The 25653-nt window shown below is 46.8% G+C and carries 31 protein-coding genes; 29 read left to right on the top strand and 2 right to left on the bottom strand.

The annotated features are described in order from the left end of the window. Positions 1–12 precede the first annotated feature (12 nt). From HNO53_RS13045 to HNO53_RS13030, 5 genes are all read left to right on the top strand, one after another. Complete coding sequence (locus HNO53_RS13045) at positions 13–189, top strand: hypothetical protein (RefSeq protein ID WP_209472720.1); 177 nt, start codon at positions 13–15, stop codon at positions 187–189. Beyond that, positions 186–458 (top strand): hypothetical protein, encoded by a 273-nt coding sequence (locus HNO53_RS13040; protein WP_209472718.1) that lies wholly within the window; start codon positions 186–188, stop codon positions 456–458. The genes HNO53_RS13045 and HNO53_RS13040 overlap by 4 nt, the downstream gene beginning before the upstream one ends. Continuing rightward, positions 458–592, top strand: coding sequence for a hypothetical protein (locus HNO53_RS21610; protein ID WP_275951345.1), 135 nt, complete (start codon positions 458–460; stop codon positions 590–592). Before HNO53_RS13040 ends, HNO53_RS21610 begins: the two co-directional genes overlap by 1 nt. After that, on the top strand, positions 589–777 hold the full coding sequence (locus tag HNO53_RS13035; RefSeq protein ID WP_209472717.1) for a hypothetical protein: 189 nt from the start codon (positions 589–591) through the stop codon (positions 775–777). The genes HNO53_RS21610 and HNO53_RS13035 overlap by 4 nt, the downstream gene beginning before the upstream one ends. Before the next feature lie 69 nt (positions 778–846). Beyond that, the gene (locus tag HNO53_RS13030; protein WP_209472715.1) at positions 847–1218 is read left to right on the top strand and encodes a hypothetical protein; all 372 of its coding nucleotides are present in this window, start codon (positions 847–849) and stop codon (positions 1216–1218) included. Between the two features lie 36 nt (positions 1219–1254). Here HNO53_RS13030 and HNO53_RS13025 read toward each other — a convergent pair whose 3' ends face one another. Next, on the bottom strand, positions 1255–1512 hold the full coding sequence (locus HNO53_RS13025) for a hypothetical protein (RefSeq protein WP_209472713.1): 258 nt from the start codon (positions 1510–1512) through the stop codon (positions 1255–1257). A gap of 294 nt (positions 1513–1806) precedes the next feature. Here HNO53_RS13025 and HNO53_RS13020 point away from each other — a divergent pair, with 294 nt between their 5' ends. The 5 genes from HNO53_RS13020 to HNO53_RS13000 all read left to right on the top strand — a co-directional run bounded on the left by HNO53_RS13020 (position 1807) and on the right by HNO53_RS13000 (position 4572). Continuing rightward, a complete protein-coding gene (locus HNO53_RS13020) occupies positions 1807–2181 on the top strand; it encodes a hypothetical protein (protein ID WP_209472711.1) in 375 nt (124 codons plus the stop codon). Between the two features lie 116 nt (positions 2182–2297). Next, positions 2298–3071 carry a PDDEXK family nuclease gene (locus HNO53_RS13015; RefSeq protein WP_209472709.1) on the top strand — a complete coding sequence of 258 codons (774 nt, stop codon included), beginning with the start codon at positions 2298–2300 and terminating at the stop codon, positions 3069–3071. A gap of 146 nt (positions 3072–3217) precedes the next feature. Then, a complete protein-coding gene (locus tag HNO53_RS13010) occupies positions 3218–3703 on the top strand; it encodes a hypothetical protein (RefSeq protein ID WP_209472707.1) in 486 nt (161 codons plus the stop codon). 67 nt (positions 3704–3770) lie between these two features. Next, positions 3771–4013 carry a hypothetical protein gene (locus tag HNO53_RS13005; RefSeq protein WP_209472705.1) on the top strand — a complete coding sequence of 81 codons (243 nt, stop codon included), beginning with the start codon at positions 3771–3773 and terminating at the stop codon, positions 4011–4013. Between the two features lie 64 nt (positions 4014–4077). Then, on the top strand, positions 4078–4572 hold the full coding sequence (locus HNO53_RS13000) for a hypothetical protein (protein ID WP_209472703.1): 495 nt from the start codon (positions 4078–4080) through the stop codon (positions 4570–4572). Between the two features lie 191 nt (positions 4573–4763). On the opposite strand, the gene HNO53_RS12995 is transcribed toward HNO53_RS13000, so the two are convergent. Then, positions 4764–5201 (bottom strand): hypothetical protein, encoded by a 438-nt coding sequence (locus tag HNO53_RS12995; protein ID WP_209472701.1) that lies wholly within the window; start codon positions 5199–5201, stop codon positions 4764–4766. 123 nt (positions 5202–5324) lie between these two features. Here HNO53_RS12995 and HNO53_RS12990 point away from each other — a divergent pair, with 123 nt between their 5' ends. From HNO53_RS12990 to HNO53_RS12900, 19 genes are all read left to right on the top strand, one after another. Further along, complete coding sequence (locus HNO53_RS12990; RefSeq protein WP_209472699.1) at positions 5325–5894, top strand: hypothetical protein; 570 nt, start codon at positions 5325–5327, stop codon at positions 5892–5894. After that, entirely contained in the window at positions 5884–6318 is a 435-nt protein-coding gene (locus HNO53_RS12985) for a cysteine peptidase family C39 domain-containing protein (protein ID WP_209472697.1), read from the top strand. The genes HNO53_RS12990 and HNO53_RS12985 overlap by 11 nt, the downstream gene beginning before the upstream one ends. A gap of 27 nt (positions 6319–6345) precedes the next feature. After that, entirely contained in the window at positions 6346–7908 is a 1563-nt protein-coding gene (locus tag HNO53_RS12980; protein WP_209472695.1) for a terminase large subunit domain-containing protein, read from the top strand. A gap of 191 nt (positions 7909–8099) precedes the next feature. After that, positions 8100–9467: a DUF4055 domain-containing protein gene (locus tag HNO53_RS12975; RefSeq protein ID WP_209472693.1), complete on the top strand. Its 1368-nt coding sequence runs from the start codon at positions 8100–8102 to the stop codon at positions 9465–9467. Positions 9468–9511: 44 nt separating this feature from the next. Then, positions 9512–10009 (top strand): histone-like nucleoid-structuring protein, MvaT/MvaU family, encoded by a 498-nt coding sequence (locus tag HNO53_RS12970; RefSeq protein WP_338034790.1) that lies wholly within the window; start codon positions 9512–9514, stop codon positions 10007–10009. An 82-nt stretch (positions 10010–10091) separates the two neighbouring features. Beyond that, positions 10092–10958, top strand: coding sequence for a hypothetical protein (locus HNO53_RS12965; RefSeq protein WP_209472691.1), 867 nt, complete (start codon positions 10092–10094; stop codon positions 10956–10958). Between the two features lie 157 nt (positions 10959–11115). Further along, positions 11116–11916, top strand: a complete 801-nt coding sequence (locus HNO53_RS12960) for a hypothetical protein (protein ID WP_209472689.1) — start codon at positions 11116–11118, stop codon at positions 11914–11916. 71 nt (positions 11917–11987) lie between these two features. Next, the gene (locus HNO53_RS12955) at positions 11988–12920 is read left to right on the top strand and encodes a P22 phage major capsid protein family protein (protein WP_209472687.1); all 933 of its coding nucleotides are present in this window, start codon (positions 11988–11990) and stop codon (positions 12918–12920) included. A 59-nt stretch (positions 12921–12979) separates the two neighbouring features. Further along, complete coding sequence (locus HNO53_RS12950) at positions 12980–13153, top strand: hypothetical protein (RefSeq protein WP_209472685.1); 174 nt, start codon at positions 12980–12982, stop codon at positions 13151–13153. 245 nt (positions 13154–13398) lie between these two features. Continuing rightward, positions 13399–13644, top strand: coding sequence for a hypothetical protein (locus HNO53_RS12945; protein ID WP_209472683.1), 246 nt, complete (start codon positions 13399–13401; stop codon positions 13642–13644). After that, the gene (locus HNO53_RS12940; RefSeq protein WP_209472681.1) at positions 13644–13859 is read left to right on the top strand and encodes a hypothetical protein; all 216 of its coding nucleotides are present in this window, start codon (positions 13644–13646) and stop codon (positions 13857–13859) included. Before HNO53_RS12945 ends, HNO53_RS12940 begins: the two co-directional genes overlap by 1 nt. A 191-nt stretch (positions 13860–14050) precedes the next feature. Next, on the top strand, positions 14051–14980 hold the full coding sequence (locus HNO53_RS12935; RefSeq protein WP_209472679.1) for a minor capsid protein: 930 nt from the start codon (positions 14051–14053) through the stop codon (positions 14978–14980). 31 nt (positions 14981–15011) lie between these two features. Continuing rightward, complete coding sequence (locus tag HNO53_RS12930) at positions 15012–20027, top strand: phage protein Gp36 family protein (RefSeq protein ID WP_209472677.1); 5016 nt, start codon at positions 15012–15014, stop codon at positions 20025–20027. 7 nt (positions 20028–20034) lie between these two features. Beyond that, positions 20035–20460, top strand: a complete 426-nt coding sequence (locus HNO53_RS12925; RefSeq protein WP_209472675.1) for a phage virion morphogenesis family protein — start codon at positions 20035–20037, stop codon at positions 20458–20460. Positions 20461–20465: 5 nt separating this feature from the next. Next, positions 20466–20930: a hypothetical protein gene (locus HNO53_RS12920; protein ID WP_209472673.1), complete on the top strand. Its 465-nt coding sequence runs from the start codon at positions 20466–20468 to the stop codon at positions 20928–20930. A 39-nt stretch (positions 20931–20969) separates the two neighbouring features. Next, positions 20970–21767, top strand: coding sequence for a phage tail tube protein (locus HNO53_RS12915; protein ID WP_209472671.1), 798 nt, complete (start codon positions 20970–20972; stop codon positions 21765–21767). A 62-nt stretch (positions 21768–21829) separates the two neighbouring features. Further along, positions 21830–22267 carry a phage pre-tape measure protein gene (locus HNO53_RS12910; protein WP_209472669.1) on the top strand — a complete coding sequence of 146 codons (438 nt, stop codon included), beginning with the start codon at positions 21830–21832 and terminating at the stop codon, positions 22265–22267. A 32-nt stretch (positions 22268–22299) separates the two neighbouring features. Then, entirely contained in the window at positions 22300–22608 is a 309-nt protein-coding gene (locus HNO53_RS12905) for a hypothetical protein (protein ID WP_209472667.1), read from the top strand. Between the two features lies 1 nt (position 22609). After that, positions 22610–25600, top strand: coding sequence for a phage tail tape measure C-terminal domain-containing protein (locus tag HNO53_RS12900; RefSeq protein ID WP_209472665.1), 2991 nt, complete (start codon positions 22610–22612; stop codon positions 25598–25600). Positions 25601–25653 lie beyond the last annotated feature (53 nt).

The raw sequence follows: 25653 nt of genomic DNA, 5'->3' as shown, positions 1-25653 counted from the left end.
AGGAGAGTCACAATGGACAAAGCAAAGCAGAACTTCCTAGTTAACCTACGCCGAAAAAGACTGGCAGAGATGGATCAAGAGCTATTCGAGAGTCTATGCGATACGCAGGAAGGCAAGGAAATAGACGCGGAAACGCTAGAAGAAGCCATCGAAAAGTTCTTGGATTTTAACGAAGGAGAGCGCTCATGAAAGTGATAGTACACCGTCTTGCCGCACCCTATGCTTTCATAAAGCTTGTGCACAATAACGAGGAATGCGTAGTAAACAACCCAGTTATGGTCGAAAAGGACATAAAGGGGGACCTATTCCTAACTTATGAAAGCATAGTAGACATCGCCGAGGCCATCGAAATGAAGTGGAAAATAGCCAATACAGGCGAGCAAATGTCCGTGGCCATGAAGGTTTTGCAGGCAATACGGGAAGGGTGGGGTGTAAATGATACGAGAGGAGAGGAATAATGAGCAACTACGAGAGCTATATAGATGAGCACAACACCATCGATGCAGACAACTTAGAAGCAGAGATAGACGAAGCAGTAGAGCAACTTATGAACTACATAATTGAGATTAGAGAAAAAGGAGAAGAGAGATGAACGACGCAGATTTATTTAGAGGGCTGTATCTTAAGGGCGGCATAGAGGAAATAGATAGACATAACAAGTTTGTAAAAGAGAATCCCGAAACATACAGAAAAGCGCGAGAAATAATGGATTACTTACTCGGGGATAATTTCGAGGATGAGGATGAAGGAGAAGAGGATGAGCACAATGAACATTAATGTAAACATGATCGAAGGTATGTCTGCAAAATCCAGTATGAGCACAAATGAAGCGAGAGGAGAAGGGTAATGGATATAACTAGCTTGCTAACAAAAATTTGCATAAAAAGCCTAATACGGTATGTCGGCTCAGAAAGATATTGTCAAGAGATTGATTTAAACTACAATCATTATACGGACAGCTGGATTGTTAGGGCTGGTATATTTAGCAACGGTGATGATGCTGATTTTGAAATTGAGCATGATGACTTAAACGAAGCTCTATTACTTTTACTAGAAGACATAGCGGAATATATTTGTAATAAACCGTGCTTTACAAGAAAGGATTCTACAGCTGCTTTAAATGAGTTACTGAATAAACTAGAAAGACAAGGGAAGTTAAGCAGCGAGGAGAGACACCTTATACTTAAGACACGCAATAAGTTATACAGTGCATGGTAACACCAGCCCTGGCAGTGCCGGGGTTTTTTGTGCTCATTAGGCGGACTCATCTACTGGCTTTTTATACTTGTCGAAGCGATACGCGACATAGCCAAGCGCTGCAATCCCAGGGACCACCAGCACTGGCTCGGACACCACAAAAGCAAAGCTGGCTAGCCCATAAGCCGTTAACCATCCCTCCATGATTCCGCTTTGAGCGTGTGTGCGCGTAGTTTTGACACACTTCTTTCCATACTGCATTGTTGTATAGTAGCCCGCCGCAAAACTGAAGATCACCCAAAGCCCAATCATCATTCCTCATCCCCCGTTGTTTTTCGGGAGTATCGCAGAACTCTTCGCCAAGCGCAACACACCCCTTTTGCCATCAAAAAAAGCAGATCGAGACAAGAAATAATATTTAGGTGCTGGTCTTGGGTTTAGGTGTTATTGTGCTCAAAAGGGTGTATGTGCACATAATATAAGTTGTAATCAAATGGGGTGCAAGTTGATAAATAATAGTATAAATAATTAGGTTGAAGTATTGCATTTAATGCCCAAGTTAATATATAATATAAGTATAAGGGAAGAAAGTAATAAAGGGGAACCAAGATGAAAGATTACGAAGAGTACACAGGCGAAGACTTTGAAACTTTGTTAAGGGTGAATGGCTTTGTAACGGCTAGCGGATCAGTGGATAGGCAAGCAGCGGCTGACTTTCTAGGTGTGTGCAAGCGTACCATTGGCTACATGCTGCAAGGAAGGATTACCAAGCAAATGTACAACATGCTAGCGCTGCATACGGGCCACCAGCTGCCGGGTCTTTTTGCGGGTATACCTGGGCCAATGGCGCTTAGCGATTTGGAGCTTGAGGAGCTGCTGCTGGCCGCTGATGCTGACTTGCCTGAGGGTTTCGACCCAAGCAATCGTGCGCATGTGGCAGCGCTTAGAGCAGTAGAGAGCTTAACAGAGAAAGATTGGTCCTAACCCTGGTGGCAGCATCAGGGTATTAATAAAACAAAAAATAAAATAAGGAGAACGGGAAAACGAGATCATGACGAAGCCATAGGCTAAGCAAGTGAACAAAGTACCGTATAATAATAATGAATCTACTAACACAATTACAAAATGACTACCACGCTGGACTACTAAGTAAAGAGCTTTTTGAAAAGTACACTAGCGAGCTGACCACCTCGACTCAGGTTGAGATGCCTTGCGAAAGAGAAGATCTATTTATACGACCCGTAAACGTTCAGCACTACAGGCTATTCGGCAAGCTGAGCGAAGACGAGCTACAAGCCCTATACGACAACAACATCGAAGAATTTAAAGTGTACGTCGCCGAAGGGTACGACTACAGCCAAGCGATCAATTGGAATAAGTACAACGAGCTTAAATCCAAGGGCGTTACCTACCATTTCAACATCATGGAGCCCTTCGTTAAACTGCCAAGGATAAACGGAGCATACGCCTCCTCGTGCTTCGAAGCCCACCTAATGCTGAACACAAAGCTATCCAGGGCGAACTACGAAGACAAATCATCCCACGTTCAATACACCCTCATAGCGACTTACAAGCCTGATTTCGTATCACCCCTCAACCCCGATATTCTCTTCGAATCAAAAGGAATATTCCGCGACGCAGCCGAAGCCAAAAAATACAAACTTGTCTCGGAACAAACCGGCAAAATAATAATCTTTATTTTCCAAGCCAGAGACATCGAAATATTGTGGCAAAAGAAGCGCGTCGACGGCACCCGCCAGACCCACGAACAATGGTGCCAAAAGAACGGCTTCCTATACACTTACGCTGACGAATTTGACGACTTTATTAAGTCCGCGACCTACCGCAATTTGTTGAGAGCATATAATAAGTAATGGCACCAAAGGGGCTATGGCACCATAACCCCAATATGTAAACATAAGAGTAAATACATATGTACGCAAGGTAATTATTGTTTGCAACTAATGCAATAAGAATGTTATACTTAATTTAATAAGACGGAAAATAAAAGGAGAGGAAAATGATTAATGTACGAGTAGAAATTGAGAACCTTAGCCACATCTGCGATAACTTCAATTTTGATATTGACATTCAGTTCGTCACAGGTGGCGATGACTATGGTTTGGAATGGGAATCTTATCAAAAGGTAGAACAAATTTCCTTCAATCCAAAAGATGGAGTTAAAGGGATTAGTGAGGCGGCACAAAGGCTAGAGGAAATTGCTAAGCTGGGTGTTATTGATACTGATTTTGACTTGGCATCTGAAGTTGTTGATGCGCTCAGGGAGAAACTCGATGGTAAGGTACGAAGGGCTCAGCAGGTTGCAGGATTAGTTAAAGACTATCAGGACGGAAAGCCATACATCGAGCCCCTAAAGATAGACAGTATATGTAATGAAGCCATGTCGCTGTTTACGAAGACAGTGCCATTATTAAGCTCGGTAAGTTCAGGAAGTAGTGGTAATCCTGAAAAGGTTTTTGCAAAGATTCCAGTAGATTTTGGCTAACCACCCCGGCACCGGCCACGGTTGGTGCCAAAAGATTAATAAACAATAAGATAAAAGGAGCAAGATAATGAAAATCAAATGGGTAAGTCGCGCATATGGAACTGGTTACTGGGAATCTGAGTGTGGTGAAAAAGCGATTCTGAGTGGTAACTTCAAATGCACGTATGGAGGAATGAATCTTTTGGTAGTCATGGCAGAGCAGCATGTAAGTGGCGGGCATGGCGAAGGATCTTGGAAAGAGAAATATCCGACCTATATTGATGCGGAGACGCTGAAAGAAGTCCGAGTTTCAGGCTTTATAGAAATCTAACACCCCGGCACCGGCCACGGTTGGTGTCAACAAAACCAAAACTAAACCAAAAAGGAGTAAGATGATGAGTAGAGAAATAATAAAAGATTCAAGAGATAAGTTTTGTTTTAAAGACTATAGCGATATAAGAGCAGGTCATAGTCTTATCTTAGCTGGTTTTTTGCATCATTTATATGTACTAGATAACGCTAAAGATGTTCTTGTTGTAGCAGATGGTTTTAGCAGAATGAAAGTTCATGAGAGAAGTGTGTATTGCCAGATCAATTCATTAGTAGAGTCTCACAATAAAACACAGCACAAAATCACTCTGGATTCAGGAATTAATATCGAATTTGGTTACGTTAAAAATGAGAGAGACTTCTGTGAAAAATATCATGGAAGAGAATTTCAAGCCATTTTAATCATGAATGATATAGATCAGGAACTGAAAGATGCACTTAAAACAACACTAAGACCATATTCAGGATGCAGTAATCATGATCTAATCGAAGAAAGGTTCGGGGATCTGTATAAGGCTATTGAAAGCATGAGAAGTCAGATCCTAGAATTAACCCAGTAAAATAATCTCACCCTCGCCACGCCGAGGGTCTTTTTTTGCCTGCAAAGCTAACGTGTAAAAATCTATATGTTAGGCTCTGAATCAGTGGGCAACATTTAAAATTCTACATGTTAGCTAGGGCAGGTTTTTTGTGCGATAAACATGACATTTCGAGGGTGGCCTAGAATCGCAGGGAGCCTAGGCCATATACTTTAAAAGGGTGAGCAGGTCCCAATTTCGATATAGGGAGTATTATTGCCTTCTTCGACAGTGCCCAGATCTTCTTTTGGAACAGAATAATAACCAAAGTGATAAGCTAATAAGTATCTGCCAGTGTTTCTGTTAAATTTAAAGCTTCCTCCTATTGTATTGCAATGCAGGAAACCGTATTCGTTGAATCCGTTTTTGCAAAAACCATCGGGAAATTGCTGTCCTATTTCAGTAATAACGTACTCGCTTTCCTCGGACTCTCCCGGTTCAGATACCACATACCGAGCCTCAGAATTAAAGCTAGCATTATTCCATGTTTGCGTAAGTTGGTTATAAGCAAAGCCGACCGAGCTGTCAGCAGCACATATATACTTGTCTTCGGCGTTGGCACTGGTTGACACGCCTATCATCAGGGCTGAGATGAGGACTGCGATGCGCACACGCTTTCTCCCTAGTTGCGATGAGCTAAGTAGAAATTTATCAGCTTTTTCTGAATGGTGCCAGCTTGTTATACTGACTTAGCTATTAATAAGTGTTATAATATAACAAAATAGAATATAGAGATGGCAAAAAAGCTAGAGCTAACAAAAGCCAAAATAAACAAGCTCGCTAAGCTAATCACCGAATATCCCCAGCAGGAAGCAGCCGCTCTAGCTGGTATTCCGCCAAGATCTTATAGCCGCTATAAAGCTCAGGCTAGAGATATTTTTGATGCTGTAATGGATGAAGAGGTGGAAGAATCGGAGTTAACCAAAAAAGAAAAGCTCTTGCTTGAATTCTTTATCGTCGTTGACATGGGCGTACCTCTTCACGTAGGCAAGTACCTTAAAATCATGAGAGATACTGCCATTGGCCGAAAGTGGGCCATGGACGAAGACGGTAATTACATACTTAACGACAAGGGCAAAAGAATACCTACCGACTGGGTTCCCGCTAAAGAATACGCTCACATGCTCACCTTCGCCACCAAGGAGGCCAGAGAAGAGCGCGAGCAAGAGAGTGGAACTGAATCAGGCGTTATAGGTATCCCAACAGCTCAAGGCCAAGACCTAGCCGCCCTAATAAAGCAGCAGCAAGCCTACACGCAGTCTCTCGCCCAGGCAAAACGGCAGGAGAACGGCGATGACGACTAGGCTAGTACCCCAGCAGACAGACTTTGATTGTGGCGTAGCAGCCCTAGCTACAGCTCTCCGCAAGCCCTACGACGAGATCCTGGCCGCACTCGGCACCCAGGCCCGACAAATAGGCGTAACCGCTAACGAGACGGTGCTCTACCTCTGGTCTATTGGACACAAACCCACCTACATGATGACAAAAGAGGCCGTCCAAGCATGCGACCCGTATGCAGACCAGCGGGTGAATATAAGTCATGAGGACATAACCCAGCTTTTGTGCACAACAAAACAACGGGCGATCCTAACTGTTCGGACTCCGAGTGGTTGTTTACATGCGGTGTATTTTGATGGCAATGGGGTTTTGTGTCCAAAAAGGGGGGTGATGGGGCAAGGGTATTTTAAGGAGTATACGGTTTTAGAGGTGGTGTTGTTGCATGATTGATAATAATAAGAAAAATAAAGGTATAAAATGAGTGCAGCACGCGGTGTAAAGAGGCGAGAGGTCTCTAGAAAGAGGAAGGCTGATAAGAAAAAGGTAGCCTGGAGTCCGCTTCCCAACAGCTCACAGATCTCTTTTTTATTGACGGGGCAGAAAGAGTTCTTAGTAAAAGAGGTTCTGTATCATGGCGGGCGGGGGTTCGGAAAATCGGAGTGCTTAATAGTCGCCTATTTGCAGCATGTAGGGAAAGGGTATGGAGCTAGGTGGACTGGTGTTATTTTGAGGCGTGAAATTAAGTCTTTGAAGGATCTAATTTCGAAAAGTTATCGGATTATTGGTGCTGCGTTCCCTGGAGCTACGTTTAACAAGACACATAGATGCTGGACATTCCCTGGCGGCGAGAAGCTTTATTTTGATTTTTGCAAGACAGAGAGCGACTACGAGCAGAAGCACCATGGTAATGAGTATCAGTTTATTGGGTTCGACGAGCTTAGTACTTGGGAAAGTGATGCAGTATATAGCTTGATGAAGACCTGCTTAAGAACTCGAAGAAATGAAGATGATGAAGATATTGAGGATGACGAGGATGAGCTAGAAGAGGTATATGATCCTGATGCTCCGCCGCTACAGGTAAGGGCAACTACAAACCCGTATGGCCGTGGCAAAGGATGGGTAAAGGATTACTTTATAGATCGTGCTCCAGTTGGCGAAATAGTATATCGACGTGGCAGGCCTCACCTTATGCATATTAAGGGGAGTGTTTACGAAAATATCAGAATCATCAAGTCGTATATTGAAGAGCTGGAGTGTGAGCCCGATCCAGTTAAAAAAGCGGCTTACCTATATGGAGATTGGAATAGCATAGATATTGCGGCAATTTTTGGCTACCACTGGTCCGAGCATACCGTCATTGATCCTTTTGAAATTCCTTCATGCTGGCCTGTACACCGTAGTTATGACGATGGGTCGGATAGTCCTTTTGCGATGCTATGGACGGCAGAGGCGGATGGAACTGAGGTAGCGCTAAAGGATGGCACAAAGTTCAGACCCCCAGCTGGTTCAATAATCGTTGTTGCTGAAGATTACGGAACTGAGGAAAAGAACGGAAAGCAAGTTAGGAGAAATAAAGGGCTCAATATGTCAGCCAGACCTATCGCAAGGAGACTACTAAAGCGCGAGGCTGGTTTACAAGAGGGGCTTCTTAGGAACTGTAAGATATTACCAGGGCCAGCTGATACTTCCACACATACCGGCAAAAACATAGATAAAGGTACGTATCCTACGGTGTTTAAAGAGATGAAGGCTGAAGGTCTTAAGTTTATCGACGCATATAAGGCCAATGGGTCACGTGAAATGTCCGCTGGCATTATGATTGAAAGGCTAGATGCTACAAAAAAACAAGACATGACTAGGCCGCACATTTATTTTTTCAATACTTGTAAATATTCTGTTAAGTTTATGCCGGAGCTAAACAGGCACCCTGACAAAGCTGGCGAGGTAGCAAAAGGTCCAGACGATCACCTATGGGATGCTCTAGCTTACCGGCTAACGATGAAAAAGAAGAGCAAGACAACTGGCGTAAATCCATTCTAAATTTGTGGCACTTATCCATGCTTATATATAAAGAAGAATAGCATAAGTGACACATACCTGTGGATAGTAAAACGTATCACAACAAAAGAATATGTAGTTTTTTATTTTTACTTAAGTTATTTCCACCTCACTCAATTACTGATTAAGGAATTAGGAAATGATATAATATAACGAATAGGAATATAACAATAATGGCACAAATCCACGAACGAACCAGCGAGCTATCCAACGCATTCCAAGTTAGGGATATAGTCAGGTGCATCCGAGGCGGCACCCAAGCTATGCGCGATGCTGCCGAGAGATACCTGCCGAGAGAAAAGGCTGAGCGACGTAGCGTAGACCAAGAAACCGGCATCTCCTTTGATCCGTACCGCGACCGCCTCAAAAGGTCTGTCCTGACCAACATACCCAGCGAAGCCGTATCACGCATGGTAGGCAAAGTGCTACGCAAGCCCACCCAGGCCACAGCCGACTACGCACGCCACCAGCAGCTCCTAGAAACCCTCCTAACCGATCTCGACGGCCAGGGCAGTGACCTATACGACCTTCAGCTTCAACTCCTAACAGAAGCTATTTGGAACGGCTCAGCAGCCATCCTCACCGACTTCATCAACGGCAGGGCAGTAGCCTATTTTGTGCACATAGACGATATTCTCCAGGCCGACTACGTGGACGGCGAGCTGGTGGCGGTGCGCATACGTGAATTTGAAGACAAGATGAATTTTGATGACATGACCAAAGATGTTGTCAAAACAGAAAAAGCTTACATAAAGAACGACGGAATCGTGTATTGGTCCAGGTTCTCGGAAGGGGCCAATGGCGTCCGCATGCAGGGTGAATGGGTACAAACCGACCTTGACAACATACCGCTTTTTGTCTTCAAAGCTGGCGAGGTGCTGGAAGGGTGCGGGATAGCATGCCGTAGCGCCGTGCAAAACCTCATCGAGCTTGCCGTCCTGCACTGGAACAAGTCTAGCGATCACGAAAACATACTGCACATAGCGAACGTGCCACAGCTTTTTGCCAAGGGCATAGCCAGCGATGAGCAGCTGTACTTCGGCGTCAATCGTGTGATTGTATCCAGCGACGAGAACGCAGACCTAAAGTGGGTAGAGCCAGGTGGCACCACGGTTAAGTACGCTATGGAGAGCCTAGATCGTCTAGAGGCACGCATGGAGGCCATGGGCTTCAGCTTTGTCACCCCACGCAGCGGAGCAGCTGAGACGGCCACAGGGCGAGCCCTGAAGGCCAACGAGAGCAATAGCGTGCTGGGCGGCATAGCCCGAAACCTAGGCGTCACGCTGCAAAAAGTGTTCGAGCAGATGCTGAGCTACTACAAGCTATCCCGTACCCCGGTTGTGTCTGTATCGGTCAACACGGACTTTGGCGTAAGCATTAGCGCCGACGAACTCAATGCTTTGGCTAGCGCATACCAAAGCGGAGCGCTATCACGCCACTACTACATCAAGGAGCTAATTAGGAGAGGCGTGCTAGATGGCGACATGGACACCGAAGAAAATGCGCTCAGACTGCAAGAAGAACTTGACGCCAATATTTAATCGTTTATTATATCGCTTACATACACAGCGCAAGGGAACTTACTATGTCTAGCCGCCTCGCTACGTACATGGAAAAAGAACAGCTCATGAAGCAACTGGCCGAAGAGCTGAAGCAGCTTGAGCAAAGTGGTGAGCTGAAGAAAGAGCTGGAGTTCAAGGAAATGCTCGAAGCGCTGATGCGTGAGTACAGCATTACTTCCTCCGAGCTTATCGTTATGCTTGACCCCAGCCGTGCCGAAGGCGGACAAGATAACCAGCAGCGTCAGCGCCGCCAGCGTCGCCTGAAGGTATACACCAACCCGCACACTGGCGAGGTGGTCGAGACTCGGGGCGGCAACCAGAAAACGCTCAAGGCTTGGAAAGACCAGTACGGCGAAGAAACCGTTGAAGGCTGGGAAGCTGAGGCGAAGCAGGCTGCCGAGGGTCAGGGCGAGCTGGATGTGAGCGAAAAGCGAGCAGAAGGTGAGCAGAGCAAGACCCAAGCGAGCAAGAAGGGTGCAGGTGGCGAGCAGAAAGCGGGCAAGGACAAGCAGGCAGTATAAGCGTCAAGTAATGTAAGGCGGGAGGGCTGGCAGATCGCTGGCCCTTTTTGCGTTGTCTCTATTTAATTAAAGGTAAAATAAGATGGCGGAGGAAGTAAAGGATAGGCGAGCCTACAACCAAGGCCGACCGAAAATCTCTGAGCTGGAGAAGCTAAGGCGACGGGTAAGGAGACAGAGCGAGCGGTGTAGGGAGCTACGCAAGCAACTAGACATTGTAGGCTGGGAGGAGAGACAGCTGCACACAGGCCCAGGGAGGCCTAAGAAGCTTCGACAGGACAAGGTACGAGACGAGCTGCTACGGCTGCGCAGGATGGCTCAGGAGCTGCGGCGCTACGAGCGCGAGCAGGGAGAGCCCCATGTGCCGCTTGATCAGATCCGTGACCCTCTGGTGGACAACCAGACCATGCACGCGGTAGGCCGCAAGCCAGCTGACGAGCTAACTCATATCGACTATGAAATTAAGCGCACCCTGGACAGAATTTTTGAGTTAGTACGTGAAGTTTACCACTATGACTCGATATTTCCTGATAAGCCAGATCGGGGCCGGATACCGCTTAATAGGCTAGAGAAGCTACAGTTCCAACAAGATAAGCTGCGCGAACATGTGGCAAGGATGCTGGAAATAGAGAAAGGCCTGAACAATATTCAGCGAATTTCCCGACAGATAAAACTACTTTATGACGCAGCCAGAGAAGCACGCAAAGCAGCAAAAAAGACCAGCAAAGACACGGAGCGACGCTACTACGAAAGTCGAGAAGCAGCCATATACGAAGAAATAAACAATCTCAAAGCCCACGTAAGGGAAGTACAAGAGCAAAAAGACCAGCTAGGCTTAAACATAGACGCCAGACCGATATATATAGAAAGACATTTTGACTACAAAATAGAGCAAGCACACAAAGAAATAGCCAAGATCGAAGAGCACTATTTAAACATACAGTCCTGCTAAGATATAAGCCTGCCACTCGGCGGGCTTCTTTTTTGCTTACAACCCTATCTTGTGCACATATAGTATTTGAATACAATTACAGATCTATATGTTGTGCTGGTTATTCTCTTTTGTTATAATATAACATATGAATAACGATAAAAAAGGATATGTAAGCATGACTCAGCTTTTTAAACTTAATTACCTAGGTGCCAGATTTAACGATGAAGGCGGCGAAGGTGAAGGACAGGGCCAACAGATTGACTATGATGCACTGTTAAAAGACCCTAAATTTATTCAGAAAGTCCGTGAAAGTGATCCTACTTATAAGCAGTTACAAAGTCAGGTGACTTCTTTTGACCAGCAGCTCGCCGACCTAAAGAAAGAAAAGTCCAAGCTAGAGCAGCAGTCTAAGGACCAAAAATTCCAAGGCGAAACTCTCCGCAAAATACTTGGTGATGATGTCACCGATGAAGCCGAAGCTTTTACCCGTATTCAGGCTTGGGCAGAAGAGCGTTACAACCCTGTCCTTGAAAAAGAGCGTGGAAAACTAAAAGATCTAGAAGACAAGCTGAACGAATACCAAGAAAAAGAGCGTACCTACGCCAAAAAAGATTCATTTATGAAGTACGCAGCCGAACACAAAGGCGTAGAGCGTGGCGGTGAAGATCTCTTGTTTCAGCAAGCTCAGCAGTACATAAACCTCGATGAGACCGGACAGGTCGTTTACACCCTCCCAGACGGACGCAGAGCGGCTGATGCTGAAGAGTTTATCGATGAGCTGCTACAGGTTCCTCCGTTCAATTTCTTCGCTGCTAGAGCCCAGGGAGCAGGCGGGTTAAATAACGGCCAACCTGGCGGCGCACAGCGCATGACTAAGGCCGAGTACAGAATGAAGGTCGCAACTTCGACCGGAAAAGAGCAAGCAGACCTGATTCGTAAAGCACAAAGCGGCGAGATCAAGCTTGTCGAGGGTTAATTGCCCTCAAAAGTGTTTGTGCACAACAACACATTAAACAAAAACAAAACCATTAATGGAGTATAAAAACTATGCAAAACGCAATACAACTAAACTATGTCGGTGCTCGTTATAACGACTTGACCGATATCATGCTGGAAACTATTTCTGGGCAGGCTCTTCAGCTTTTCCGCAAGAAGACCCCTATTTTGGCTCGTGTTAATACTGACACTAGCGAAGGGGCTTCAGCTGTTGGCGAAACTATTAAAGCACGCCTGCCTATCGATCTGGGCGATGCTGATGTTCTGGCTCCCGGCGCTGAGTCTACTGAGACTAGCTTTACCCAGCAGACTGCTCTTGTGACTCTGAACCGTCATATCTACAAAGAGTTCGCTATGTCCCTGCGTGAGTTTTCTACCTCTCAGTCTCGCGGCGTTGTTCCTGACGCTATGCAGGCCGCTATCAATTCTCTCGCCAAGGACGTTAACAAGCAGACCCTGTCTCTGACTGCTGCTGTTACTGCTACCTCAGGTGGAGCTGGCTCTAAGTACGGCACTAAGTCGGTAACTGCTGCCAAGTTCGCTCTTGACCAGCTGGAAGTTGATCCTGAGAACCGCTTCCTCGGCCTCGGTCCTATCGCTGCCCAGGATCTTCTGAATCATACCGTAAACAACGGTTTCGACAAGAACGATCCGCACTATGTCTCTGGTCAGCTGGGCGGAATGTTCGGCTTTGATGTGTTTGAGGATACCTCCATTGTCTCTGTCGATGGCGTTGCTCCCGAGCCAAACATTGCTTACCACCAGTCTGCTTTTACTGTGGCTTTCCGTAACCTGGAAGGTGCTGACAGCAACACTGGCGGCGCAATCGTTCAGAACATCGTTGACCCGATCTCTGGCATCCCGATGCGCATGACTGTGTGGTTTAATCCGAAGACCAGCAAACACCACTGGAAGTTTGAGACCCTGTACGGCGTTGCCGCTACTCGTCCGAACTCTGCCGTGATCATGCTTCAGGAAGACTAAGCACTATAGCCCGTCCGACCGGGGCGGGCATTTAATAAAATAAAAAATAGGAGTATAAAATGGAAAAAGTGAAAGTCCAAAAGGGTGACCGTGTACTTTATGTTAATGCTAACGCTGTCGAAAACATGAAAAAATTCGGATTTGAAGCTGAAGCCAAGACTGCTCGCAAGGCCACTGCTAGAAAAAATAAGAAAGAAGATGAGGTGGTGAGCGATGAGTCAGCAAGCGAATGATGTGCTAAAGCAGTTTTTTAATCCTGCATTCATATTACAGGTAATTACTCTTATAGTTGTCGCAGTAGTAACGTTTAGCAAGCTGGATACCCGAGTAAGCACAGTCGAGCATAGGGTCGGAAATTTAGAAGCGCTAAGGATTGAAGATCAAAATAGGCTTGACTCACGCTTAGACAGTATCGATAAAAGCTTAAATAGAATAGTAGATTGGCAGCTAAAGCAATCAAAATAACGAGGTGAACATAATGAATAAAGTTAAAGCATTACTAAAAGTGTTAGCAAAAAGATCTAATGTTGTTCTTATTATCACTGCAATTGCAGTTATCTTGGGTGCTTTTGGTATCGAGTTCGGAGAAGATAGTCAAGTTCAGGTCGCTGAGCTAGTTACTGCTTTGGTCTCTGTCATCGGTATAGCTCTCGGAATAAGCATTAGCGAGAAAGAAGTTAAAAACGAAGTTGATAAAGCTAGAGCAGAAAAAGAGCAAGAGTAATGTCTAGCATCATAGCCATTCTTCGATCATTGCTGGCCATTGTAGAAGTATTTATCAAACAAAACCGCAATGAAGCAAAACAACAAGAGGTCAAAGATGCCAATGAAGACCCTACAGCTTGGTTTAACGACCATTTTAATGCTGACACTGACAGCATGCACAACAATAACAAAAACCCAGACACTTCCGAGCAAACCAAAAATAACAGCCAGTGAGTGTCGTCCAGGTTACACATGCTTCACCCATAATGACGCATCTGCACTAGCCCGATATATACTCGATCTAGAGTACCTCATTAAATAGACCGGCCCCGCTTCCGGTCTTTTTTTATCTGTTAATTAATCACTTCAAATGTTATAATATTACATATATGAGCACATAACCCCAATGTGCACAACAACAATAAATGACAACAAAAGAAAAGCTAGACAAACAAATACGCCACAGCATATACCTACGCGGCCAGTTTACGCGAATTAGCAATGAGCTTAATGTCATCATCGATGAGCTTGTTGCCAAAATTTATCGTGAGCTGGAAAAGACTAAGAACCTTGCCAGCCCCAGGGGGATTAATGCTGTCATTAAGCGGGTTGATGTGCTCATTGAAGGGGTTTTTAAGGAGTATGAATCCCAGCTTACGGAGCAAATGCAGGAGCTTGGAGAATACGAGTCAGAGTACAGTGCTAAGTCCAATGAAGAAAGAGGGTTAGGTGGCTCTGCGCTGGCTGCTGGTGTCGTCGCTGCGCTTGTGTCGGAACAGGCTATATACGGGAAGTTGGCGAGCGAGTGGGTTAGCGAGCAGGCAGATACGATGCGAAAGAGCTTTCGCCAAGAGCTAAGGATTGGAGCCGGGGCGGGTGAGAGCAAGCGACAAATACAGGAAAGGCTAGATACAGCTGTAAAGGAGCGAGCCAAGCAGCAGTCGGGGAATGCTATAAGAACTATTGGTGAGGGAGTTACTACGGGTGTAAAACTAGAGACAGCTAAAAAAAGCAAGGCGAAGTATTACCAGCTGTCTGTCGTTTTGGACTCGCGTACTTCCAAAATATGTTCAGCCATTGATACAAGTAAAGTCTACAGCCTAAGCGATCCTACCGCACCTAGGCCGCCATTTCATCCAAATTGCCGGACTCAGATCATTGAGCTGGAAAGCGATGAGCCGGTGGAGCAGCAGTCTTATTCATCCTTTTTGGAGCGGCAGACTGAGCAGGAGAAGCGAAAGCTATTAGGGCCGGGGCGGTATGCTTTGTATAAAAAAGGCATGAAGATCACTCAGTTTGTTGATGAGAATAACCATGTTTTGACGCTAGCAGAGTTGCGCGAGTTAGAAAATTAATTTTTGAATATTACAGAATAGGAGCCAGCGAATGAGTTTTCAGATCCAGTATTACCAGCGTGAGGGTTTTTCAAGCGCACTGACAGTTACTAACACGTACACAACGTATAACCGAATATATGTCGAAGATAACTCCACGATTGAGATTGGTGACGTTTTTAAGGTTGGTGGCTACGATATAGAATTTGTGGTTCACGCTAAAGCATCTTCTAATTTGATATATGTGTTTAACGACTTGGCCTCGCTTCCTGGAATAAGTCATACTGATCTGCGCGGACTTCCACTTACGTATATTAAATCTGAAGACTACTCTATAACGCCCGCCTCATATTTTTTAAAAGCTGACATTGCTTCTACTCATTCCACTTTTAATGCAGGAAGTAATGACTTTGTTGGTGATGGACGGTTAGCTAGTTTTTTCCCTAGTGTTTCTTACTTCCAGTTTGAAGGAAGCGAGGCAGTTTTTAAGCTTAACGAAATTAGGACAAGCGCTACTTCTTCAGACACTGCTACTGCTTACTTACAATATACTTTATCCAGTTTTGGTGAGGCTGCTAAAGTAGCTGGCCATATAATCAATCAAAAAACCCAAGAGGATTTTGATGAGTATGTAAGAGTAAACATTAAAAATTCGCTGTACATTACGGGTGTCGATTACTCCACTGATTCGTTTACGGTCGAAAGCTCTAGCAGCATGACTGCCCAAGACATACTTACAGACTTTGTTTTTCCTGACGACACTTTCAATATTGACGGCATTGACTTTACTGTATTTACCGTTGAGTCAGACACTGACGGAAGCGTATCTAAGCGAATTTACACAGCAGAACCTCTTGGCTCCTATACTATTGTCGAAGGTTCTTACCTTAACTTTACTGGTAGTGCTATTCCTGGTGATATTGCTTTAGATCCTATAGAGCATGTCACTGACCAAAACGAGACAGTCCTAACAGTATCGGGCTCAACCACCGACATCCCTGAGGGCGAAACTGTCTCTATCAACGTTACTGACGATTCCTCTGTCTCCGTGGCTGGCTCAGCGCTGGTAGCACTGGATGGCACCTATAGCACAACCCTTGACGTATCCACCCTCGCTGACGGCACCCTGACCGCCGAAGCTAGCGTCGTGGATCAGACTGGAACAACCATAACTGACACAACCACGGCAATCAAAGGCCTAATGTTTGAGGAATTCACGCGGCAGGGTGCTCCAGAAAACGGTTTGCTCGAAGTAACTGGCTTTCATGACCAGAACACTTTTAGCGTAAAATATGCCGAGAATGCCTTTAACGTAAATCACGGACACCTGTTGCCGGGCGACATAATTACCCTCGCTGGTCTTGAGCACATTGAATTTGAAATGTCCGGCACCGATTTTACCTTTCTTGGAACTTACCAAGATAAAGGTATTGAACATGCTGATGTTGCTGGCAAAACGATAGTGTATTTGAGATCCAGACGCTACGAGAACTTGCCTGCACATGACCTGTATGTTGATAGCTACAACTCAATCAATGTCGCCATACGCAGCTATTCAGGACTCGACGGAACAACCATTGCTAAGGCCTTGGCTGGCAAGCATGTTAAGTTTAACGATTTTGCTACTGTTGGCTTTTCCAGAAATGCCAGCAAATATACCGCCGATAGCGCCCTACTAAATTCAGTCTGGCAGGACGGTCAGCCTGTAGTCGGAACCTTGGTAGCGGGGCATAAAAGCCAAAATGAAGTAAATAAGCTAAAGAATGTCCTGTATGTAACTGGTGTTAATCAAACTACCTCCCCAACATACGGCACTGGCTCTGGGATTATTAGCTTTGATGTTGGTGAAGATGTGGGCTACACAGCTTCGACTATTGCTTACAACTTTATTTATCCTGGCGACAAGTTTACGGTGCAGGCTAACGGTGTGGATGGTGTTTATGATCTTGAGCTTACCGTAGCGAGCACAGGAAGTGGAAGCATTAAGCCGAAAGAGGATCTTACACAATACGATATTGTTAATGGGTCTCCGCTTTATTTTGGCAATAGTGCGCTCTTATCCGCTACGTTGAGCATTACAGCAGAAGCGGCTGACGCAACAAACGAGGCGGCGGTTCAGGCTTCCGGTACATATGCCAATCTTGAGCCTGGAACCCTTATTAAAATCGTGGCTTCGGACTCAGTTGGAAGTTCAGCAACTGCTTACACAAGCGCTGAGCAAGACGGTGCGTATATCGGGTCTATAGATGTATCAGCGCTTGCTGGTGGCACCATCACCTATGAAGCTTCGGTAGTGGATATGCAGTGGAACACAGTAACTGCCACAACCACGGCCCAAAAAAGCACACACCTGGACGGAACCCTTGCGCTCGATCCTCTGGCTACCATAACTGGCGACAACGCCTCAGCTTACGCCATACCCGGTACTACAACTGGTATCCCTTCTGGCGAGTTTGTCAGCATAACGGTCACCGGCAGCCTTGGCGCAACCATAACAGCGAATGCCGAAGTGATCGCGGACGGCTCCTTCAGCGCAACCATCGACGCTAGCACGCTAACGAACGGCGAAGCGACGATTGAAGCCACGGTCACGGACCAAAACGGCAACCTCCTGGCTGACACTGCCGTTGTCACCGTTGATATCGTTCCTGCTGGCTCAATCTCCATAGGTGCCCTGGCAGCGGTTGACTACAACAACGACACAGCATGGGCGGTCAGCGGTACGACTAGCGAGATCCCAGAGGGCGAGACGGTATCGATTTCGGTCACGGATGGCTCTGCGGGCACTGTAGCGGGTTCTGCGCTGGTGGGGATGGATGGAAGCTACAGCACCACCCTAGACGTGTCAGGGCTTGCTGACGGCACCCTAACAGCCGATGCGAGCGTGGTTGACCAGCGGGGCGACACCGTGACGTCCACGGCGACGGCGGACAAGGATACTAGGCTTCCTGGCACCATTGACCTCACCTTGCCCGCCCAGATAGACAAGACGAACGTGAGCGCGGTCCCACTGTCTGGTGGAACTACCAACACCCCCGAGGCGAGCACTGTCACTGTCGATCTGACTGATGGAGCTAATACTGTTACAGGCACGGCGAGCACCCAGGCAGACGGCAGCTGGTCACTGAGCCTTGATGCCAATGCTTTGGATGATGGCACCATAACTGCGACTGCGAGTGTCACCGATCAGCGCGGGGATGTGGTTTCGGCTACTGGTATGGTCGAGAAGGATTCGTTGCTACCGGGCTCAGTGTCTATCCGTATCGGGTCTACCAGCGACATTTCGGCAGTAACCGTGTCTGGAGGCACTACCAACACCCCTAGCGGCTCCCAGGTGGGCTTGCAGGTGGTGGATGGAGCGGAGGTGGTACATAACTTCACGGCGAACACGGACGCGAATGGGGATTACCAGACAACGCTGAATCTTTCTGCAATTGCTGACGGCACGTTTACTATCACGGCCAGCGTTGAGGACGAGACCGGCGCGGTAGTAGCTGACACTGCGCAAGCACAAAAGAGCACATCGGTCGAGCAAGGTGGAACGATAGCGGTATCTGCGAGTGATGTTGGAAAAGATAATGTCGGCTCTTTTGCGGTATGGGGGTCAACCCTAAATGTTAATGTTGGTCAGTCTGTTACTATCACTGTTCACGATGGCGGATCTGGTTTAGTAACCGCTACTGCATCGGTTGAAGCAACGGGCGAGTACTCAGCTAGCTTTAATGTGTCAGGCCTACTAGATGGCCAGCTTACCATAACTGCAACGACGACTGATGAAATTGGTGGAACCATCGTCGATAGCGTTACTGTGACCAAGGATGCACTACACCCTGGAACTATTACTGCAATAAGCGAAGCGGTAACAAAAGAAAATGTCCTCGCTGTGCCGGTTTCTGGATCAACTGCCAACACACCAGCAGGCAACGTGGTCAGCATTAGCGCCACAGGCCCACTGAACGAGATAGCAAGGGCAGAAGCCGAGATCCAGGCTGACGGCTCCTATGCGGGCACCATTGACCTAAGCAGCCTTGCAGATGGCCAGGTGCACGTTTTAGCCAGCGTAGAGGATGAAACCGGAGCCGCGATCAGCGCAAGCGTGAGCATCAAGAAGGACGCCCTGCACCCCGGAACCCTGACTATCGAGGCTCCGTCCGTAGGCAAGCATAACGTCAGCGCAGTATCGGTTTTTGGTAATACGGTGAACGTGCCAACTGGCTCCTCCCTGTGGGTGGTTGCAGAGGACATCGAGGGCGGGCAAGCAAGCGTAAGCACCGTAACCGAGGCTGAGGGCTACAGTACCGATCTCGACGTGTCTGAGCTGGCTGACGGCACCCTTACCATTACTGTCACGACCACCGACGAGACCGGCGCAGAGATCACGGCAAGCACCCAGGTTGAGAAGGACGCCCTGCACCCAGGCACCATCGATGTGTTCATGCCTGACGTGTCGCCGGACAACGTGGGCCGCATCCAGGCAGCTGGCTCCACAATCAACGTCCATGAACTTGAGCAGGTCACCATCCGCGTCACTGACAGAGAAGGCGGCCAAGTATCCAGCACAGCGACCGTGGGAGCCGATGGCAGCTATATCAAAGCTCTGGATCTCTCTGAGTTGGTCGATGGGGATCTAACCATCAGCGTGAGCGTCATGGACGAGACCGGCGCGACGATCAGCGCAAGCGAGCAGGCCAAAAAAGACACGGCCAGCACTGACGACTTTACGCTCTCCAACCTGCAAACCCACTACGGACGAAGCTTCCCAACGGGGATCGGCGCAGACCAGTTCAGGATCGCCAAAGCGCATACGCTGAACTACGTAAAGACGTTCCTTATCGCTGCGCAGCTAGAGCTTGACGACGAGGTTTATTCGTACATCAAGGAAGCTATTTGGGATATCGCACACTACAAACTATGGCTAAATGTCGGCACGCCAAGCGAAAGCGTAACCAAAAAGAATGAAGTTGCAATCCAGTGGCTAAAGGACATAGCAAAAGGGAATGTCAGGATTAAAATGAAAACTCAAGAGTCAAGAAAGAAAGGGCTCCACACTATTCAGCTCCTGAGGTAATAGTAATATGGATATTAAGCACAACCTAGGCGAGCTACAACGGTATCTAGAAAAGGTCAGGGACGACTCTTTCTTTAACGAAGCCGACGGTAATGAAATAGGTGAGCGCCTACATGATCTGGTTATGGCAGGCTTTGACCGTTCCGAAGATCCCTACGGACGAGCATGGCCGGGTATATCACACCGCGAAGGCAAGCCGCTTCTTGATACTTTTAATATGGTGTCAAGTATTGACTACGATGTAACACGGCGCTCCAACGGGCTTCAGGTAAGCATTGGAACCGATGTTGAATATGCACCAGTTCACAATATTGGGCTTGGGCATGTTAGGCAAAGAATGTTTATTCCAACTAATTCTAACAAATTGCCTGCTAGTTATAATAATGTTATAATTAACGTAATAACGAAGAAGCTTGAAAGAGCTATTCAATAAGTTCAATGAGCACAAAAACAATAGATTTGAACACATATCTGCATGACTACAAAGCAGAACTAGAGCAATTAGAGTCTGTTCACCAAGTTAAAATTTTGGGGTCATCTTTTAGCGCTGAAGATATTGATAAGTTATCCCACCAGCATGGGGTGGCTAATGTGCTCATTACAGCAGTTGGTGGCCCCGTTAGGCTCGCTGGTCAACAAAGACTTAATACCTGTAGCTTCGGTATTTATGTGCTAGCCGGAAAAGATAACGACAACGAAACTATCGGCTACAGCTCTTTTGCCATAGATACTACAAAACAAATTCTCGATATTGTGCACAAAAATGAAGTAGGAAAGAAGCACCCGGCCTCTTTACGCACACCAATCATTACTGAATTCAGCGCTCTCTCGAATCAGGATTTCGAGAAGCGGGGATTTGTTGTGTGGTATTTAATTTTTAACCAAGAATTGACTATCGCTTAGCTAAGCAAATAAAAACAAACTATATAGGAGCATATTAATATGTCATTTGGTAACAACTTAACTAACAACGACCTCTTTTACATGGGTCAAGGTTCGGTACTGGTCCGTCCAGTTGATGAAAACGATAAGCCTGTTGGCAACTTTGTAAACATCGGTTCCATGAATTCAGCTGACCTTTCTTTCGAAACTGACTCTCAAGAGATTCGTGAAACCCAGTCAGGTTCAAATAACGTGGTCAAGCGTCTCTCTAGGTCTGTGACTGGTACGCTGAACCTGTCTGCCAAGTCTTTTGGTGCTGACACTATCGCTTTGGGTATGTATGGCGACATCATCAAGACCGCTGCGAAGACTGGCGAGACCATGCAGGCTACCGTAAGCCCAGGGCATATCGTTTCTCCCGACGGCATTCTTGCGGCTGTTACTTCAATCGAAGATGACGCCATGAATGTCTTGGTCGAAGGTGAGAACTACGCAATTTCTGACGGTGCTATCGAATTTTTCCGCGACCAGTCCGGCGCTACTTCTCCGTTGGCCGCTGATACTGCTGTAACCATCACCTATGACACCAAAGCTTCTAAGTCTTTAGAGGCAATGGTGAAGAATGAGGTGAACGTCCAGATCGTGTTTGTTGGCGTCAACACTGCAAATAGCGACGACCCGCTGAAGGTGACCATGCATAAGGTTTCTTTGTCGCCAACCCAGCAGCGTGGACTTATCTCTGTTGAGCAGGAAGCAGAATTGCAGATCCAGGGAACACTTATGGCGTCAAATGCAGTGACTGGAACTGGTCTGTCCAGGTTGTACAAAGAAGAAACAGTAGATCAAGACGCTGCCTAAGGGCTAAACCAATCCGGGGGCACCGCGTCGGCCCCCGCCTAATTTAATAAAGGAAATAATATATGCCACTAGATCCATCAGTAATTAAAAGAGAAAGAATTAGAGTCGGCACGAGCGATAGCGGTGAGGCTCTTTTTGTCGAGGCACGTGGCCTGACAGCTCAGGATTTTGCAGTACTGTTTAATGAAGAAGAAAACGCTATGGCTGCACTATTTAGCGATGCGTTTAGCTGGGATTCGGGTGAAATGATCGTGAAAGAGGTTATTGTTCGCCTGCCAGCCCTTGCTGCACTCGCCACTTCCTTAGCATGTAATGATGTCGAAAACGCCGATCTTTATGCGCAATTACCCATATCAAAGCAGATTGAAATATTGAGTGCGGTGTACCAGCTGACACTACCCGAGGCCGATTCAAAAAAAAAGATCCAGCAGGGAGTGGGAGTGATACTGGGTGGGATCGTATCGCAAGCCTCAAGAAGAAGCGGAAAAGTGAAGGGTTAAGTAGCGAAGAAGCAAGAGAGTTACGTGACCTAATGGCTAAGCAAGCTGGTCTAGTAACGCCAAGGAAGAAGTTTAATGCTGGAGAAGTAAGAAGTAACTTAATAAAAAACCTAGAAGGTATGTGCTATTTCCTTATATCCCAGGGGCACAATAACGAATTTAGAAATCCTTTTAGCTACCCATTTAAGGAATTAGTAAAAGCTTACGAGCGAACGCATGCAATATATAGCCAAAATATAGCGAATAAAAGTATAGCTCACCAAGCCGCAATTATTGGAACTAATTCTCAGGAGGGAGGGAAATACTTTCAAGAATACATAAAAAAATTAACGGAGCAGTAGTATGGCAAATAAAGCAGTCGAGCTATTAATTAACCTGAAGACAGCTGGCACAAAAGAAATTGATAAACTTATAAAAAGCATCGGTAGCGTTTCCAATACTGCTAAAAGCTCCGCTGGTGGTTTCGATAAGCTTGATAAGGAAATAAAAGAAACCTCTGGCTCTTCTCGTAAGCTAGGCCAAACAGCGAAACAACTTGATGGAAACCTAGAAAAACAAAGCAGATCCGCCAAAAAAGCCGCAGATTCTGTCGATAAGCTAAACAAAGAGGTTAAAACTGGCTCTGCTGTTAGCGGGGCGATGAATACAGGTGTTAGTAAGCTTCGCGGGGGGCTCGTTGGTCTAGCCGCTGCTGCTGCCGCTGCTGTTGCTGGTATGGCTGGGCTTAGCCAAATAAAAGACCGCTCGCGTGAAATGATCCAAATGGCTAACGCAGCAGAGCGTCTAGGCATGTCAATGGAGGAGTTCACCGCAGCCGAGGCAGCCGCATCCCAGGCCGCAGGGCTTAATTGGGAAAACCTGAAAGATGGCCTTGATGACCTTAACGAAAGAATTGTGGACTTTGCTAAAAATGGAGCAGGCGAGGCCGCCGATCTTTTTGCGCAATTCGAGCAACTAGACCCGACCAAAATGATGAATATGGATGGCCTTGATCAGCTACGAGCTGTGACAGACGCGATGAAAGACCTGTCCACCCAAGAGCGATCACAACTCCTAGATCAGCTTGGCTCTGACAATCTCCGTGAGCTAACCAACGTCCTAGAAGGCTCTAACGCCGAATTTTTCCAAATGATCGAGAACGCCAAAGAGGCAGGACTTACCATATCCAGCCTTGAGGCCGACCGCATATCCAGCATTGGCAAAGATGTCAATGACCTAGGCAGAAACTTCGGCATTCTCCGCGACAAGTTCCTCGCCAAAATCTCCCCAGCTATCGAGGTCATCGTTGAGCACATAAACGACCTAATCGGAGGCATGGAAAAGAGCGCCGACGAGGGCGGGTCAATGGCTAAGGCGGTAATTACAGGTGTTGAGTTTATCATCGGTGCATATAATAAATGGCGCGGCATAAATAAAATTCTGAGTACAGCTGTTTTGGGGCTTTTCCATGCTGTGGTATCTGGGGCTGGGCTAATTGTTAAAGCCTACGATGGAATGGTTAATACTGTTGTTAACGGTGCCTTTGCAACCCTAGAGGGAGGGCTAAGAATAGCTGGTAAGCTTAGCGACACAGCGAAGCAAATGGCAGATGACATTGCTAACTACAAGCCTAAGCAAAATAACAATGGTGCCATGCTTGATGCCATGGGCGAGGAAATAAAGAAAAAAGCCCAGGAAGCATGGAAAGAAGGACAGGAGTACCTTAATAAAGATGTGCCTCCGCTATCCGCCAAGCTTGATGTACTGCTAGAGGAGCAAAGGGCACGTAGGGCGGCGAAGGATGCAGCAGACGAAGCCCAGAATGAGGCAGACAGAAATCCTGTTAACCTAACCATAACCGCCGAAGCTCAAAAGGCAATGAAAGCGTTAGCCGAAGCCAGGGAAAACAACGAGGCCGAGGCTCAAAAGTCCATTACACGACAGCGCATACGTGACATGGAGCATGAGCAGGATGTCGCCCTCAAAAACCTTGAATCGCAAAAGAACGCAGGCGAACTAGGGTCAGCGCAGTACTACGCAAAACGCCTGGAGCTTGAAAAGAGCCACAACGCGCAGGTGGCCGAGATGCGTCAGCGACTCATTGACATGGATATAGAGGCAGTTAAAAGGCAGAGAGACGCACTGTCAGACATGCTGGGTAGTTTGGAGCAGGGTAGCGCGGAATACCTAAGCACTGTGCAAAAAATAGAGGAAGCTGAGGCACGAATAAAAGGGCTTAAATTCGAAGCTGAAAACATTGATCTTGCATCTCAGTATAAAAACGAACTGCTGGTAATTGCCGATGCTGAGCGCCAAAGGGAGGCTCTACGCAAAGAATCAGAAAAGGTTGAGAAGGAAAGCGAAGAGAAGCGTAAGGAGGCCGCAGAGCAGGTAGCTAAGCAAGAGAAGATGGTAGCAGACCTCAAGCTTGACCTGTTGCGACAGACAGGTAACGAAGCCGACGCTCAGATAGTTGAACTCAAAAACAAATATGGCGACATGCTAACAGAGCTTGAGGGCAATAGTGAAGGCGCACAGTTAATCGAGAAGCTTCTGGACATGAAGACTGCCCAGGTGCAGCTGGATGAGTTCAAGAAGCAGCTAGAGGATTTGAGGGCAGCATATGATTTAGGTGAGATTTCGAGATCTGAGTATAACAGTGGTGTTGAAGCTCTTACGCCTGATCTTAATGCGGCAGCTATACGAACAGGTAACGAGGAAATAATAGACAGCACGAAGCGCATGGCTGAGGAGTACCGTAATTTTGGCGATGTGGCATATCAGGTAGGTGATGTTGTCGGGAATCGTTTCATGGGCCTCACGGATGGGCTACACAGTGTCATAATGGGGACCAAGAGCCTCAAGGATGCGTTTCATGAAATGGCAGCAGGAATCATTGCTGACTTGCTAAAAATGATTATCCAACAGCAAATATTTAACGCCTTGCAAGCAGCTGGTAGTGCTATCGGTGGCGGTTTTGGATCTGCCCTTAGTTCGGTCGGCATGAACCACACAGGCGGGTATATAGGGGCAGGTAGCGCAAGGCGCAGTGTTCCTATGTCCCTTTTTGCGGGTGCTCCCGAGTTTCATGATGGCGGCCTAATAGGTGCTGACGAAGTGCCGATTATAGCTCAGAAGGGCGAGTATGTGCTTGATAAGTACGATATACGCAACCCGAAGAACGGTGGTAATGGATATACCCCTGGAGGAAGCGGTGCAGGTCAGCAGGCAGTAAATATAACTAACGTTGTGGATTCAGCCAGCATAGCGGGTGCCATGGATACCCCCGATGGTCGAAACGCTATCGTGAACGTAATAAGAGCCGAGCGAGCAACAATAAAAAGCATACTGTAAAAATTAGGCTGGCAAGAGCTGGCCTTTTTTATATCCCTGCGCAGCTATTTAAA

The organism is Billgrantia antri, from assembly GCF_017868935.1.
Lineage (GTDB): Bacteria > Pseudomonadota > Gammaproteobacteria > Pseudomonadales > Halomonadaceae > Halomonas > Halomonas antri.
Note: the sequence above shows the minus strand (reverse complement) of the source record. Positions and strands in the feature narration are given on the sequence as shown.